The sequence below is a fragment of the Rhodobacter sp. P1_C2 genome (assembly GCF_056406375.1).
In genome coordinates this window covers 160,105-174,232 of the sequence record NZ_JBFUAG010000002.1, presented here as the reverse complement: position 1 = coordinate 174,232, position 14,128 = coordinate 160,105, and the positions used below count along the sequence as shown (strand labels likewise).

Sequence of the window (14,128 nt, the reverse complement as noted above, 5' to 3'; positions counted from 1 at the left end):
TGTCATTCGCATTGGTCCTGAACGGGGCGCTGGTCGGACCCGGCCGCAGCTTGGCCGGGCCCTCTGCCATGGGGAAAGCTCAGCGGGCGCCGAGTTTGACGCCTTCGATGGCGGTCGCCACGTTCGAGGCATCGACGATGGCCGGGCCGGTCAGAACCGGGCTGGTGGCGATCCTGGTGCCGAACTTCAGGTAGTCGAACAGCATCGTGGTCGACAGGAAGCCCTGCAGATAGGGCTGCTGGTCGATGGCGAAGGTCTGGGTGCCCTTCGAGATGCGATCCAGCACCGCAGCGGACAGATCGAAGCTGCCAAGCTGGATCTTGCCCGTCGCACCCTGCTGGTTGATCGCGTCGGTGGCCGCATCCGCCGCCCAGGCGGCAAGGGTGATCACGGCGTCGATGGAGGGATCGGCGATCAGCTCGGACTTGATGGCTTCGGCCGTGCCGACCATGTCCTGATCGAGGTTCGCCGGAACCCGCAGGATATAGGTCGCTGCGCCGCCCTCCTTGGCACCATCCTCGACCCCCTTGCAGCGGGTTTCCAGGTTCACCGCGCCCGGGTTCTGGATGTGGCACAGGATCTTCTTCGCACCATGGGCCGCGAGGTATTTGCCGCCCTCCTTGCCCGCGATGTACTCGTCCGAACCGAAGTAATTCAGCGCGTCATAGTTGCCCATCTCGCTTTGACCGGCGTTGAAGGACATGATGACGACGCCCTTTTCACGGGCCGCCTTGAGCGCCGGGGTTTCCGACTCGGGCAGCCAGTTCGGGATGGCGATGCCCTTGGCGCCCTGCGCCACGGCCTGCTCGATCAGGGCCGCCAGGTCTGGGCCGAAGTTGTCGTAGTTCTGCGTCTGCATGAAGTTCACGGTGCCGCCATTGGCCTTGACCACCAGCGTCGCGTCATCGACGCCCTTCTTGACCATGTTCCAGAAGCCATCCTGGGCCGAGCCCACGATCACGGCGATGTCCTGCGCATAGGCGCCGGACGCCATCAGCGTGGCCGTCACCGCCGCGGCGATGGTTTTGGTGAAGTTCATGTCGAAGTCCTCCCTCGGGTTCATGCCGCGTCATTGCGGCTCGTCAATCAAGTTTGGCCAATCGGCCGCTGTCCTGCGCTTGGGGCGCAAGATCCAGCCCCGGGCGCTTGCGCCGGGTGCGGGTCTTTTCAGCGGTTGCGATGGGCCTCCCCCTTGCGTTGCGGCTCGATTCTCCGTGAGCACTGCCAACGCCCTCTCCATGCATGGTTGACATCTTTCGGGTCAATCACGATGCTGAACGCGTCAAAAAATCGTCTCAAATCATTTCGTCTGGATTGCGATCTGAGGTGTTTTGACGTTTGCGCGTGCAGAAAGGCTGGAGAGATTTGAAATGAAACGGCCGACCATCCCAGATCTTGCCCGTGCCGCGAGCGTCTCTGTCTCGACGGTGAACCGCGTGCTCTACCAGCCGGACTCGGTCCGACGCTCGACCCTGACCCGCGTTCTGGCCGCCGCCGAGCAGATCGGCTTCTATGGCCTCGGCACCATCGAACAGGCGGCGAAGGTGCCGCAGGCCACGCACCGGCTTGGGGTTCTCTTGCAACGCAAGGAACGCACCTTCTACCGCATCCTGGGCGAAGCCATTGCCGAGGCGGCCAAGGCCTTTCCCGGCGCCCATATCGAGCTGACCGTCGAGTTTCTGGAGGACCTCACACCAGAGAAGGTCGCGCCGCACATCATCTCGCTTGGGGAACGCTGCGAGGCGCTGGCGATCGTGGCGCCACAGCATCCCCTGGTTGCCGATGCGATCGACACGGTTCTGGAGCGCGGCGTTCCGGTCGTCTCGCTGATCGGCCCGCTGTCAGCCAAGGGCAGCATCAGCTTCGTTGGCCTTGACAACTGGAAGGTCGGGCGCACGGCGGCCTGGGCCTTCGACCGCATGGTGCGGGTCCCGGGCAAGATCGGCATCCTCGTCGGAAGCCACCGGCTGCGGAACCAGGAGATGAACGAAAGCGGCTTCCGGTCCTATTTCCGCGAACACAACACCGGCTTCACCCTGCTGGAGCCGCTGCCGACCTATGAATCGGCGGTCGTGGCCCGCGAACATGTCGAAAAGCTGCTGACCGATCACCCAGACATGTGCGGCATGTTCATTTCCGGCGGCGGTGTCACCGGCGCCATCGCCGCCCTGCGCGCCACCCCCAAGCGGGAGGATTTCGTCGTCGTGGGCTACGAGGTGTTCGACGACACGCGGGCCGCGCTGATCGACGGGACCTTTTCCCTGATCATCGCGCACCCGATCGAACGCTTCGCCCGCGAGACCGTCGCCACCCTGATGAAGGCCAAGACCGCCGGCCCCGGCGCGGGGGTCTACAGGGTCACCATCGGGTTCGAGATGCACAGCCCGGAAAGCATTTGATCCCCGCAAGCGCCTTGGGGGATCACCCCTGATGACCTTCGGCGCCGTCTTGGCGGCCCGGCGCGCTACTTTGCGTCAAAGGTGCTGCGGGCGGCTTTGACCCTTTCGGAATTCTCGGCCACCCAGTCCACCATGCCCTGCAATGCGGGCAGAAGGCTTCGGCCCATCGCGGTCAGCTCATATTCGACGCGGGGCGGAATCTCGGCAAAGATCTCCCGCGCAACCAGGCCGTCGCGTTCCAGGCTGCGCAGGGTAAGTGCCAGCATCCGCTCGGAAATCGTCGGGATCGAGCGGTTCAGCTCGGAAAACCGCGCGCGCGCGCCGGGGAGCATGGACAGGGCAAGCATGGTGAAGATGCTCCACTTGTCGCCAACCTTGGTCAGCAGTTCGCGGAAGAGGACAGGGTCCTCGTTGCGGCACAAGAGCCCCGGTTCAAGCTGACGTTTCGCGGTGGTTTTTCGCATGCTTACAGCCTTGTAAGTGGCAGAGATTTACGTGCGTTCTTGTTGGCATGCAGCTTACCATATAGAAGTCACTTACGAAACGTTAGCTGTAATCGCAGTTCATGGCAATCGCTTCTCCCCCCGGGGAGTAGGCCTTGCCGCCTGCACCTCAACGGAGAGATCCATGCTGGACCACATCATCCTGACCGTCCGCGACATCCCGGCGTCATTGGCCTTTTACGAGGCGGCGCTGAAGCCGCTGAACATCGCCTTCTTCCTGCCCTACAAGGGGAAGGACGGGCATCCCGACCTCTGGGGCTTTGGCGATGGCCAAAGCGCGATCTTCTGGCTGAAGGAGGGGGTCCCGCAGCCCGGTGCGATCCATTGGGGCTTCAAGGCGGAAAGCCAGGCGCGCGTCGACGAGGTCTATGCCTGCGCCATCGCGGCCGGGGCAAGGGACAATATCTCCCCGCGGGCAAGGCTGGAATACTACCCCGGCTATTACGCCGCCGATGTGCTGGACCCGGATGGCTATTCCTTCGAGGTCGTCCACAAAGGGTGAGGCGCCAGCGGGACCAAGGGCGTGAACGGGCCACCCGGTTCCTCAGCGTCCGGGCACCGGGACCGGGATCGCCGTTCCGCTCTTGCGGGTGTCCGGCCTAGAGCTCCGCCGATTGCATCCAGGCGTCCAGCCGCTCGACCTCGGCTGCCGTCATCCGCAGGCCAAGCTTGCTGCGGCGCCAGATCACGTCGCTGGCGTGGCGGGCGAATTCATGGGTCATCAGCCAGCGCACCTCGGCCTCGGTCAGGGTGGCACCGAAGTCGAGCCCGAGCGCCTCGGCGCTGGTCGATTGCCCGAGGATGAGGGCGGCGTCGGTGCCATAGGCGCGGATCAGGCGGGCGGCGTGTCGCGGGGTGAGGTAGGGATGGGCGGCGCGCAGATCCTCGGCCAGTTTCGCCTTGTCGGTCAGGGCGAACCTGCCGCCGGGCAGGGGGGCGCGGGCGGTCCAGGCGGGTTTCATCGCCGGAAAGAACGGCGCCATCTTGTCCAGCGCATGTTCGGCCAGACGGCGGTGCGTGGTGATCTTGCCGCCGAAGATGTTCAGGATCGGCGCCGCATTGCCCGGGTTGTCGAGGCTGAGGACATAGTCCCGCGTCGCAGCCGTCGCCGACTTGGCCCCATCGGCGTAAAGCGGGCGGACCCCCGAATAGGTCCAGACCACATCCTCGGCCGTCAGGCTTTCGCGGAAATACTGGTTGGCGAAGGCGATGAGATAGGCCTCCTCCTCGGGCGAGATGCGGACCTCGCCCGGCTTGCCCTTGTGGTCGGCATCGGTGGTGCCGATCAGGGTGAAATCCTGCTCGTAGGGGATGGCGAAGATGATCCGGCCATCCTGACCTTGGAAGAAATAGCAGCGGTCATGGTCGTAAAGCTTGCGCACCACGATATGCGAGCCGCGCACCAGCCGGACGCCTTCCTTCGAGGTGGTGGGCAGCACCTCCTTCATCACGGCGCCGACGAAGGGGCCGGCGGCATTGACCACGGCACGGGCGCGGTGGGTCTGGTGGCCGAGGGCGTTTTCGGTCGCAACCTCCCAGACATCGCCGGCGCGGCTGGCCTTGGTGACGCGGGTCTGCGTCAGGATATGGGCGCCACGCTCTGCCGCGTCGCGGGCGGTCAGCGCCACGAGGCGGGAATCCTCGACCCAGCAGTCGGAATATTCGTAAGCCTTCCTGTACTGCGGCTTCAGGGGCTTGCCCGCCGGATCGGTCGTCAGATCCAGGACGCTGGTGCCGGGCAGGACCTTGCGGCCGCCGAGATGGTCATAGAGGAAAAGGCCCAGCCGGATCAGCCAGTCGGGCCGGCGCCCCTTCATCCAGGGCATGAAGAGGCCCAGCAGGCGCGAGGTCGGCGTCGTGCCGTCAAACCGCATCTCGGGCGAGAGGGGCAGCACGAAGCGCATCGGCCAGGAGATATGCGGCATCGCGGCCAGCAGGGTCTCGCGTTCCTCCAAAGCCTCGCGGACCAGGCGGAATTCGAAATATTCAAGGTAGCGCAAGCCGCCGTGGAACAGCTTGGTCGAGGCCGAGGAGGTCGCCTGCGCAAGGTCGCCCTGTTCGGCGAGTGTCACGCTCAGGCCGCGCCCGACGGCATCCCGCGCGATGGCACAGCCGTTGATGCCGCCGCCGATGATGAAGAGGTCGCTGATCTGGTCCATGGCTCTGCCCTTTTTGCCGACTGTGCTTGGCCTGTCAGGGCCGGTCAAGCGGTGCTGAATGCTGCGGTCCGAGGGATGGCGCCCCGCCTCAGACCCGCTGCCGCCGCATGGCCACGATCTGGCGCAGCAGACCGCGCGGCGGCACGGCGCGGAACAGGTCGCGCATCATGCCGATATCGCCCTTGATCCCGGCCCAGGCACCGTATTTCGCCGATTTGAGCGGGCTCTTCACCCCCGGCAGCCGCACCACGGCCAAGGGCACCCCGGCGCGGATCACCAGCGCGTTCAGGAAGACCTCGAAGCCGAATTTCGGCAGGCGGCGCAGGGCCTCGTCCTGACCCTTCAGAAGGTCGCGGCGCAGGGCGCGCTCGCCCGAGATATAGTCGAGCCCGATCCAGCGCCAGAGGAAGGGCGCATTGTCGCGCAAGGAGATCGACATGGCGGCGCGGCCCGCCTTCACCGGGGCGATCAGCGCGGTCAGATGCTCGGGCGACAGGCCCACCAGATCGGCGTCGATCAGAAGGACGATTTCGGACTCCGTCTCGGCAAAGCCGCGGGCGAGGGCGGCGGTCTTGCCGCCGTTGCGGGGCAGGGTGATCAGCCGCGCCGCAGGATAGCCCGCCACCACGGAAGAGGTCGCATCGGCCGAACCGTCATCGACCACCAGAACCTCGTCGATCATGGGATGGCCCAGCACCGCCTGCAGCACGCTGCCGATGCGGCCCGCCTCGTTATAGGCCGGGATGACGCAGGTCAGCCTCATGCTTGCCGCTTTCTCTGCCACAGGATCAGCCCGATCACGCAGGCCACCACGATGATCGCCAGCGAGCCGCGCCAGATCCAGGTGTCGATGGCGGTATAGGCCGAACCGATGAACCAGCCGATCGCGGTGAAGAAGGCGGTCTTCGGGATCGAGCCGATCAGGTTGTACCACATATAGGCGGTGAAATTCATCCGCGCCGCACCGGAGGCCAGCATGATCGGCAGGCCCGCCGAATGGGTCCATTTGCCGATCAGCAGGGTGCGCCCGCCCTGTTCGGCGAAATGCCCCTCCAGCGCGATCCGCCGCGCCTGCGACATGCCCAGCCGGTTCAGCCAGCGGTCGGGCAGCAGCGCCGGGCCGAGGCGGCCGATCCAGTAATACATCCCGTCGCCGACCAGATCGCCTGCAAGGCAGACGAGGTAGACGCTGACCACCGCCATATAGCCAAGCTTGGCCAGGTAGGCCGCGATGACGGTGACGATCGGCCCCTCGATGATCGACATCGGCCCGACGAGCCACAGCCCGTGGTTCTGCATCAGGACCAGCACGGCTTCCTTGGTCATCTGCTCTTGTCCCCGGCGCCGGGGCCCGGCGGCGCTTTCACTTCGGCGGCTGTCATCGCATTGCCGCGCCATTCAAAGGAATTGCCCCGCCAGGCCGCGCACCACAACAGCGGCAAAAGCGCGTCGCGGGTCACCCAGGCGGCCAGATCGGCCGGCGCGCGCGGCCAGCCCGCCGCGGCGGCCAGGGCATATTCTGGCCCATACCACAGGATCAGGAAGCCGGGCAGGACCCAAAGCGGCGCGCCGATCAGGCAGGCCAACAGCACGGCCAGAAAGGGCAGCGCCGCGCCGGCCAGAAGCTCGGGCAGGAAATAGCGCAGAAAGCCCAGACGCCGCACCTTGGCCCAGCGGACCTGCCGGCCCCAGACCACAGCGCCCTCGCGCGGCCCGATCGGCTGTTCGAAGAACCGGCCCGGCAGGCGCACGACCTTGCCCGCCGCCCGCACCGTCTTGGTCGAGGCGACATCCTCGGCCATCTCGCGCCCCAGAACCGCGATGCCGCCCGCGTCGCGCAGCACTTTCGCGTCCCAGAACAGCATCTTGCCTTGCGCAAAGCCATTGCCAAGCACCGAGGTCGCCATCTGCCAGCGCCCCTGATAGCTGTTGAGAAAGGCGCATTCGACCCGCGCCCAGAAGCCCTCGGGCCTGATCCCGATGGGGGGGGAGGAGACGAGGCCGGTGTCGGGTGTGAACTCGGCCATGCAGCGGCGCAGGTAATCGGGCGGCAGCAGCACATTGCTGTCCGACATCAGCACATGGTCGAAGCGCGCGGCCTCCCAGCCCTTGACGAGGTTGTTGAGCTTGGGATTGCCCGAGACCCGGTCATCGCCGGTCAGAAGCCGGGCCGCGACAGCGGGATGGCGCTGCATCAGGCGTTCGACCAGCGCGCAGGCCGGGTCGGCGGGATCGGCGGCACAGAAGATCAGCTCGAACTCAGGGTAATCGGCGCGGAAGGTGGTCTCGAGGGTTTCCTCGAGGAAATTCTCCAGCCCGCAGACCGGGCGGAGCACGGTGACCGGCGGCAGGAAGCCCGGATCGCCGGCTGGTTTGCGGCCGAGGGCCAGCCAAGCCAGCGCCAGCCCCGCCCATTGGCAGGCGAGGCAGAAGGACGTGAAGAGGAAAAGCCAGATCAGGGCGCCGCCCATCAGGAATGCCTGTGCAAGGGTCTGTCGCAGCGCGTCATATACGCTTGGGCAAGGATCCGAAACCCATTTGCACCTCGGCCCCGGTCATTTCCAGCCCGAAGCCCTTCCCGAAGCCCTGCACGAATGCCGGGGCAAAGCCGGGCTCGGCCGTGGCGCCGGCCTCGGCCGCATCGCGGGTGCCGCCGCGCAGGCTGTCATGCGCGGCCCAGTCGATCAGCAGAAGCCTGCCGCTGGCGGTTTCGGCCAGCGCGGTGGCGTTTTCCACCCAGTCGCCGCAATTGGCATAGGCGATGCCATGGTCGCGGTGCAGCGCCGGCTTGTGGAAATGGCCGCAGATGATGCCATCGGTGCCATGGGCGCGGGCGACCTCGGCCAGACGCTCCTCGAACGCGTCGCAGGAGCGCACCACGTCGTTGAAACCCTTGACCAGACGGTCGACCAGCTGCCATTCCGACCAGCCGACCCGGGCGCGCTGCCGGTTGACCCAGCCGATCGCCCCGCGCACCGCATTGTCTATCCTCGTGCCCAGCCGCGACAGGCGCGGAAAGACCCGCTCGAAAAGATCGCCCTCGTCGCCATGCACCACGAGGTAGCGCGTGCCATCGGCGGATTGATGGACGATGCGGTCGACCACTTCGACCCCGACCAGTTCATAGCCGATGAAGCGGCGGAAGAAGGCGTCGTGGTTGCCGGGCGTGTAGATCAGCCGCGTGCCCCTGCGGGCGCGGTCGAAGAGGAGGGCGAGGATCTGGTGCTGCTCTTGTGTCCAATGCGCGCCGAGGGGCAGCCAGGTGTCGATGATGTCGCCGACGAGGTAGATCACCTCGGCGGTATGGCCCTGCAGAAAGGACAAAAGCGCCTTGTCCCGGCAGGCGCGCGAGCCGAGGTGGAGGTCGGAGAGGAAAAGCACCGGAAAATGCCGCGCCGGCGGGGTCGTCTGGGCGGCGGGGGGCGGATTGGGGGCGAGGTTTTGCGCCAGGACGCTGAGGTTCAGCGCCTCGAACGGGTGGTTTTCACGGTCCAGCGCCGCGGGCGGCAGGAAATCGGCCATGTGCAGTGCCATCTTGTCCGCTCCTTTGCTGCCGTGCCCCGCAAGGCGCCGCACCTCGTTCTGCCCCGCGCGCCCGCCGGATCCTGCGGGTTTCACGTCGGGCCCGTCCTTTTCCGGCGAAAGCACCCGCGTCAGAGGTGACCGGGCCTTCCTTGCGAGGTGATAGAAGCGCAACGCAACGGCGGTGTGACAGGTTCCGCAGAATTGGCAGGGGCGGTGTAGAACTTGCATCTTGGCACCAGAGATGGTGGGGCAGGGCGCGGCCTGCGCGGCGATGGCGCAGGGGGATTGGGCCGATCTCACCCTGGGCGGTATGACCTTATCCTACGCCTTTCCGGCCCGCCGCGTCCCGGCCTTCTGGCCTCGTGCGACTCTTCCGTCTGGTGAAACCCGGCGTCGGGGCGGATCGTGGTGAAAGGGCGGGCTGATTGCCTGTCTCTTGGGCGTCCTGCGCAGGGGGCTTCCGGTCGGTCCGGCGTCAGGGCGGGCAAGATGGGCGGATCGCCCATCCTACTGCACCCTCGGTCGCCCGGGGCCAGGGCGGGGCGCTGCCCCGTGCCCCGGAGTATTTGCACAAAGCGCAAGGGCGGGCAGAAAAACGCAAGGCTGGCGCAGAACGGCTTTGCGCCCCGGGGCGTTTCGCGCCAAGGTAGAGTGGGGGCCGGGACGTGCTCGCCTTTGACGGTGGGCAATTTCGGGCCGGGGACGGGGGAGTGTCGACGCGTGTCACGGAATTACATCGCCTCGGATCTGCCATTGCTTCTGGAAATCGAGCCCTCGGCCGGTTGGGTCTGGAAGGCAGAGGACCGGCGGGCGGCGCCGGCGGGGCTGGCCGAACTCGTGGCCTTCCTGCATCCCGACGACCGGGCGCATGTGCTGCAGGCGCTTTACGAGGCCGAGGCGCGACGGCAGCCGCGCTTCCAGATCTCGGCCCGGCTGTCACGCGCCTCGGGGCAGATGCTGACCGTGTCGATCTTCGGCGCGGCGATTGCCCTGCCCGATGCCGACCAGCAGCGCTATCTCTGCGTCATCACCGATATCTCGGCCCATACCTCGGCGATCGAGCGGTTCAACCTTGCCACCTCGGCGACGCGGGAGGTGATCTTCCTTCTCGACTTCGACCGCAACGAACATTGGTGGAGCCAGGCCTTCACCCTGACCTTCGGCCATGCACCGCTGGTGCAGCCCGATGTGCTGGAACGCTGGTTCGATCTGGTGCATCCGGCCGACCAGGCGCGGATCATGGCCAGCCATACGGCGGCGCGGCGCGGGACGGCGGCGGAATGGGTCGATGAATACCGGATGCGCAAGGGCGACGGCAGCTATGTCACCGTGCTGGACCGCGCCCGATTCTTCCGGCGGCCGGACGGGACGGTGGCGCGCTCGATCTCGACGCTGACCGATGTGTCCGAACTGCGCAAGGTGGAGCTGATGTTCAGCCAGACCGCCGCCGCGGCCCAGGACGTGATCTACAGCTTGGACCTCGAGGCGGGCTATCTTTGGCTCAACGAGTCGCTGAAGAACCGCTATGGCCATGACCCGACGATGGTCTCGCGCCATCCGGCGGCCTGGGTCGATCTGATCGCCCCGGCCGACCGCCCCTCCTACCTGCACCAACGCGAGCAGGCGCTGAAGGGCGATGCCCCGCGCTACGAGATCCGCTATCGGCTGCAGGGCGCGGCGGGGGCGCTTTACAGCGTCATCGACCGCGCCCAGATCACCCGGGACGAGGCGGGCCGGCCGATCCGCATCGTCGGCTCCATCGTCGATGTGACCGCGCTGCACGAAGAGGAGGCGCGCCTTCATGCCGTGGTCGAGGTCGCGGCCAATGCGGTCTATGAATATGACGTGGCGGCGGGCACCTTCCGCTATTCCGACGGCATGGCCAAGACCTTCGGCCATGACTGGTCCGACCCGCAACCCGCCCTGACCCGTTGGGAGCCGCTGGTCCATCCCGAGGACCGCGAACGCGCCCGCAGCGAATTCCTGAACTTCGTCGGCGGGACCGAACGCTATGCCAAGCTGGAATACCGCTTTGCCCGCGCCGATGGCACCTATGCCCGGGTCCGCGAGCGGATGATCTCTCTGCGGGACGACGCGGGCCAGGCCCTGCAGGTCATCGGCGGCATCGAGGATGTGAGCGAGGAATACGCGGCCCAGGACCGCCTGCGCCAGAGCCAGAAGCTCGAGGCGATCGGCAAGCTGACCGGCGGCGTCGCGCATGATTTCAACAACCTGCTGACCGTGATCCTCGGCAGCGCCGATCTGATGGAAAGCGATGCGACCCTGGGCGCCGCGCAGCGCGAACTGGCCCGCAACGTCGCCATCGCGGCGCGGCGCGGGGCCGAGCTGACCTCGGGCCTTCTGGCCTTTGCCCGCCAGCAACCGCTGACGCCGCGCCCGCTCGACATCGCGGCGGTCTTTGCCGAGATGGACGGGTTGCTGCGCCGCACCCTGCCGGCCGGGGTCAAGCTGGAAACCGTGATTCCCCCCGATATCTGGCTGGTCGAGGCCGACCCGACCCAGCTGAACGCCGCGCTGCTCAACCTCTGCGTCAATGCCTCGGATGCGATGCCCGAGGGCGGGCGGATCACCATCGAAAGCCGCCCCTGGGTGATCGACGACAGCTACCGGATGTCCGACCCCGAGGCGCGCCCGGGCGAGTTCCTTCGGATCGATGTCACCGACACCGGGCATGGCATGACGGCCGATGTGCTGGCGCGGGCCTTCGACCCTTTCTTCACCACCAAGCCCCTGGGCAAGGGCTCGGGCCTTGGCCTGTCGATGGTCTGGGGCTTTGCCAAGCAGTCGGGCGGCCATGCCAGGGTCTATTCCGAGGTCAACATCGGCACCACGGTCTCGCTCTTCCTGCCGCGCAGCAAGGGCAGGCTTGCGGCCGCACCACCGGTCACGGCGGGCGGCATCGCCCTCGGCAAGGGCCAGCATGTGCTGGTGGTCGAGGACGACCCGCAGCTGCGCCGCTTCGTCGTGGCGATGGTGGAACGGCTGGGCTACCGCGCCAGCCAGGCCGAAACCGGCGAGGAGGCCATGGCGATCCTGCGCAGCCGGTCGGATGTGCAACTGCTGTTTTCCGACGTCGTGATGCCCGGCAGCATGAGCGGGCGCGACCTTGCCGAACTGGCCCTGGCCGAGTTTCCCGGCCTGCGCGTGCTGTTTTCCTCGGGCTATTCGGAAAATGCGATCATCCACAACGGCAGGCTGGACGAAGGGGTGCGGTTCCTCGCCAAACCCTACCAGCTGCGCGATCTGGCCGAAAAGCTGCAGGAGGTCTTCGCATCAGGCCCAAGCCGGCGCAGCAGCGCCTGGGCGCCGTCGCCAGAGGGCCATTCGGGCGCCGGGGCCTGAGACCCGGCCAGAGCCGCGCCGCCTTGCCCCGACTTTGGCCTTGAGGTGGCGCGGCGCGCGCGCAATCCTGCGGGCGGGGCCAAGGCCCTGAACAGCCCTTTTGCGGAGCCTGCCCGATGACCTCCTCCCCGCCGATCCGGATGCTGCGCGCCGACAATCCGGGAGGCTTCACCGGAACCGGCACCAACAGCTATCTTCTGGGCCGGCCCGAGACGGGGCTGGTCCTCGTCGATCCCGGCCCCGATCTGCAAAGCCATCAGGAGGCGCTGCTGCAGGCCCTGAATGGCGCGAAGCTTGCGGCGATCCTCGTCACCCATGCCCATCTTGACCATTCCGCCCTGGCCCCGCGCATCGCCGCAATGACCGGGGCCGAGGTTCTGGCCTTTGGCGATGCCAGGGCCGGCCTGTCGCCCCTGATGCTGCGCCTGGCCGAAGAGGGGCTGACCGGGGGCGAGGGCAGCGACACGGGCTTTGCCCCTGACCGGAGGGTGGCGGATGGCGAGATCCTGGATCTGGCTGGGATGATGATCGAGGTGATCCATACCCCCGGCCATATGGGCGGCCATATCAGCCTCGCGCTCGGGCAGACGCTTTTGTCGGGCGATCATGTGATGGGCTGGTCCAGTTCGATCGTCTCGCCGCCCGAGGGGGATATGGCGGCCTATATGCACTCGCTGAAGCTTCTGGCGTCGCGCGACTGGGACCGCTTCCTGCCCGGTCATGGCGAGGTGATCGCCGATCCCGCCGCGCGCCTGGCCGAGCTGATCGCCCACCGCAAGGGCCGCGAGGCCTCGGTTCTGGCGGCGCTGGCGGCGGGGCCCGATACGGCGGAAGGGCTGGCGCGGCGCATCTACACCACCACGCCGCCAGCGCTGATCCCGGCCGCCACGCGCAATGTGCTGGCCCATCTGATCGACCTTGTGGCCCGCGGCGAAGTCGCCGCCGGGCCGGGCCCCCTGGCGCAGGCGCGCTTCCACAGGACCTGACCCGCGCCGCGCGCCAAGGACGGCCCAAACCGCAAGACGCAGACAAGAAGTTGTCGCCCCGCGCATTTTTCCCCCGCTCCCCCCTTGCCGCCCCCAAACACCCTTGCTATAGGACCCCCATGTTCCGGCGTAGCTCAGCGGTAGAGCAGCTGACTGTTAATCAGCTGGCCGTAGGTTCGATCCCTACCGCCGGAGCCAACTTCTTCCAGGAGAATCAAGGTGATACACCTTGGTTCTCCGTGGAGGAAACTGGCAAGATCCCCTGAAAATCCCCGTTCTGACCCAGGATGCGCTCTTCAGCGCGTGTGTGAGCTTCGGCCTGCAACCTGCTGATATGTCTTTGCAATCAGCTGGGCGCGTCAGTCCTGCGCGCACCGTCGGGCGTGGTTCAGCGAAAAAGCTTGATGCCCAGCCAGAGGATCGCCAGCAGGACCGGCTGGTGGATCAGATAGACCGCCAGCGCGTGGCGTCCGGGCCAGGCGAGGCGGCGCAGAAGCGCAGAGGGTTCGCTGCGGGGGGCGGTGACACGCCGGGGGGTAAGGCTGCGTGCGATCTTTGCAGCGGCGATGCCCAGAAGGCAGGGGGCGAACCAGGGGAAGACCGGCTCGAAGTCGATGGTGCGGGGCAGGCGGTCGGCAAAGCCGATCCATTGCAGCCAGACCGGATCGAAAGCGGCGGAATGGTAGACCTGCGGCGCCACGAAGACCACGCCCGCCACGGCGAGGGTGAGGAGGGCGGGCAGGCGCAGGAAGGCCAGGCCCAGCACGCTCGCCACGGCGATCGAATGCAGGATGCCGAAGAAGACGAATCCCTGCGGCAGGGCGATCCGCGTGGCCAGCGTGACGAGGCCGGCACCCGCCACGATCTTCGCCAGCCTGCGCCAGAACGGCGTCCAGCGGATGCCCGCGCCATGGCCGAGCTGCAGGCCGACCCCGACGAGGAACAGGAACCCCGCCGCCACGGTCTTGGCAAAGATCGGCCAGCCGCCGCTGAAGGTGGTCCCCGGCGGGATCAGGCCGAACATCTCCAGATCCTTGGCGGTATGAAACACCGCCATCGCGACCAGAAGGGCCGATCGCGCAAGGTCGAGGCCGATGATCCGCGCGCCGCGCGGCGCCGTGGCGCGGTCCAGTCTCGCCTCTGTCATCGCCGCGGCCTCCGAGCTTGCACGCCTAGTCTATAGGGCGTCTATA

At 66.9% G+C, this 14,128-nt stretch carries 12 protein-coding genes and 1 tRNA gene; 5 read left to right on the top strand and 8 right to left on the bottom strand.

All coding sequences use genetic code 11. From position 1 onward, the window contains the following. Positions 1–79: 79 nt before the first annotated feature. Positions 80–1,039: a substrate-binding domain-containing protein gene (locus AC1DZT_RS03590; protein WP_478005230.1), complete on the bottom strand. Its 960-nt coding sequence runs from the start codon at positions 1,037–1,039 to the stop codon at positions 80–82. Positions 1,040–1,370: 331 nt separating this feature from the next. Here AC1DZT_RS03590 and AC1DZT_RS03585 point away from each other — a divergent pair, with 331 nt between their 5' ends. Continuing rightward, positions 1,371–2,399 (top strand): LacI family DNA-binding transcriptional regulator, encoded by a 1,029-nt coding sequence (locus tag AC1DZT_RS03585; RefSeq protein ID WP_478005229.1) that lies wholly within the window; start codon positions 1,371–1,373, stop codon positions 2,397–2,399. Between the two features lie 65 nt (positions 2,400–2,464). Here the strand turns inward: AC1DZT_RS03585 and AC1DZT_RS03580 are convergent, their stop codons facing one another. Beyond that, positions 2,465–2,863, bottom strand: a complete 399-nt coding sequence (locus AC1DZT_RS03580; RefSeq protein WP_478005228.1) for a winged helix-turn-helix transcriptional regulator — start codon at positions 2,861–2,863, stop codon at positions 2,465–2,467. A 163-nt stretch (positions 2,864–3,026) separates the two neighbouring features. Between AC1DZT_RS03580 and AC1DZT_RS03575 the strand changes: the two genes are divergently transcribed. Beyond that, the gene (locus tag AC1DZT_RS03575) at positions 3,027–3,404 is read left to right on the top strand and encodes a VOC family protein (protein WP_478005227.1); all 378 of its coding nucleotides are present in this window, start codon (positions 3,027–3,029) and stop codon (positions 3,402–3,404) included. Between the two features lie 97 nt (positions 3,405–3,501). On the opposite strand, the gene glpD is transcribed toward AC1DZT_RS03575, so the two are convergent. The 5 genes from glpD to AC1DZT_RS03550 all read right to left on the bottom strand — a co-directional run bounded on the left by glpD (position 3,502) and on the right by AC1DZT_RS03550 (position 8,595). Further along, positions 3,502–5,061, bottom strand: a complete 1,560-nt coding sequence (gene glpD / locus AC1DZT_RS03570; protein ID WP_478005226.1) for a glycerol-3-phosphate dehydrogenase — start codon at positions 5,059–5,061, stop codon at positions 3,502–3,504. A gap of 88 nt (positions 5,062–5,149) precedes the next feature. Further along, positions 5,150–5,824: a glycosyltransferase family 2 protein gene (locus tag AC1DZT_RS03565; RefSeq protein WP_478005225.1), complete on the bottom strand. Its 675-nt coding sequence runs from the start codon at positions 5,822–5,824 to the stop codon at positions 5,150–5,152. Next, a complete protein-coding gene (locus tag AC1DZT_RS03560) occupies positions 5,821–6,387 on the bottom strand; it encodes a DedA family protein (protein WP_478005224.1) in 567 nt (188 codons plus the stop codon). The genes AC1DZT_RS03565 and AC1DZT_RS03560 overlap by 4 nt, the downstream gene beginning before the upstream one ends. After that, positions 6,384–7,532: a glycosyltransferase gene (locus AC1DZT_RS03555; RefSeq protein ID WP_478005223.1), complete on the bottom strand. Its 1,149-nt coding sequence runs from the start codon at positions 7,530–7,532 to the stop codon at positions 6,384–6,386. The genes AC1DZT_RS03560 and AC1DZT_RS03555 overlap by 4 nt, the downstream gene beginning before the upstream one ends. A gap of 34 nt (positions 7,533–7,566) precedes the next feature. Continuing rightward, positions 7,567–8,595 (bottom strand): UDP-2,3-diacylglucosamine diphosphatase, encoded by a 1,029-nt coding sequence (locus AC1DZT_RS03550; protein ID WP_478005222.1) that lies wholly within the window; start codon positions 8,593–8,595, stop codon positions 7,567–7,569. A 711-nt stretch (positions 8,596–9,306) separates the two neighbouring features. Between AC1DZT_RS03550 and AC1DZT_RS03545 the strand changes: the two genes are divergently transcribed. The 3 genes from AC1DZT_RS03545 to AC1DZT_RS03535 all read left to right on the top strand — a co-directional run bounded on the left by AC1DZT_RS03545 (position 9,307) and on the right by AC1DZT_RS03535 (position 13,133). After that, on the top strand, positions 9,307–11,949 hold the full coding sequence (locus AC1DZT_RS03545; protein ID WP_478005221.1) for a PAS domain-containing protein: 2,643 nt from the start codon (positions 9,307–9,309) through the stop codon (positions 11,947–11,949). A 116-nt stretch (positions 11,950–12,065) separates the two neighbouring features. Then, entirely contained in the window at positions 12,066–12,935 is an 870-nt protein-coding gene (locus AC1DZT_RS03540) for an MBL fold metallo-hydrolase (protein ID WP_478005220.1), read from the top strand. Between the two features lie 123 nt (positions 12,936–13,058). Beyond that, positions 13,059–13,133 (top strand) — tRNA-Asn (locus AC1DZT_RS03535). 190 nt (positions 13,134–13,323) lie between these two features. On the opposite strand, the gene AC1DZT_RS03530 is transcribed toward AC1DZT_RS03535, so the two are convergent. Next, a complete protein-coding gene (locus AC1DZT_RS03530) occupies positions 13,324–14,082 on the bottom strand; it encodes a heparan-alpha-glucosaminide N-acetyltransferase (RefSeq protein ID WP_478005219.1) in 759 nt (252 codons plus the stop codon). Positions 14,083–14,128: the final 46 nt, after the last annotated feature.

What these genes read in the sequence shown, in the direction of transcription:
- AC1DZT_RS03590 (WP_478005230.1), bottom strand. Translation starts at nt 1,039, where the DNA reads ATGAACTTCACCAAAACCATCGCCGCGGCGGTGACGGCCACGCTGATG.
- AC1DZT_RS03585 (WP_478005229.1), top strand. Translation starts at nt 1,371, where the DNA reads ATGAAACGGCCGACCATCCCAGATCTTGCCCGTGCCGCGAGCGTCTCT.
- AC1DZT_RS03580 (WP_478005228.1), bottom strand. Translation starts at nt 2,863, where the DNA reads ATGCGAAAAACCACCGCGAAACGTCAGCTTGAACCGGGGCTCTTGTGC.
- AC1DZT_RS03575 (WP_478005227.1), top strand. Translation starts at nt 3,027, where the DNA reads ATGCTGGACCACATCATCCTGACCGTCCGCGACATCCCGGCGTCATTG.
- glpD (WP_478005226.1), bottom strand. Translation starts at nt 5,061, where the DNA reads ATGGACCAGATCAGCGACCTCTTCATCATCGGCGGCGGCATCAACGGC.
- AC1DZT_RS03565 (WP_478005225.1), bottom strand. Translation starts at nt 5,824, where the DNA reads ATGAGGCTGACCTGCGTCATCCCGGCCTATAACGAGGCGGGCCGCATC.
- AC1DZT_RS03560 (WP_478005224.1), bottom strand. Translation starts at nt 6,387, where the DNA reads ATGACCAAGGAAGCCGTGCTGGTCCTGATGCAGAACCACGGGCTGTGG.
- AC1DZT_RS03555 (WP_478005223.1), bottom strand. Translation starts at nt 7,532, where the DNA reads ATGGGCGGCGCCCTGATCTGGCTTTTCCTCTTCACGTCCTTCTGCCTC.
- AC1DZT_RS03550 (WP_478005222.1), bottom strand. Translation starts at nt 8,595, where the DNA reads ATGGCACTGCACATGGCCGATTTCCTGCCGCCCGCGGCGCTGGACCGT.
- AC1DZT_RS03540 (WP_478005220.1), top strand. Translation starts at nt 12,066, where the DNA reads ATGACCTCCTCCCCGCCGATCCGGATGCTGCGCGCCGACAATCCGGGA.
- AC1DZT_RS03530 (WP_478005219.1), bottom strand. Translation starts at nt 14,082, where the DNA reads ATGACAGAGGCGAGACTGGACCGCGCCACGGCGCCGCGCGGCGCGCGG.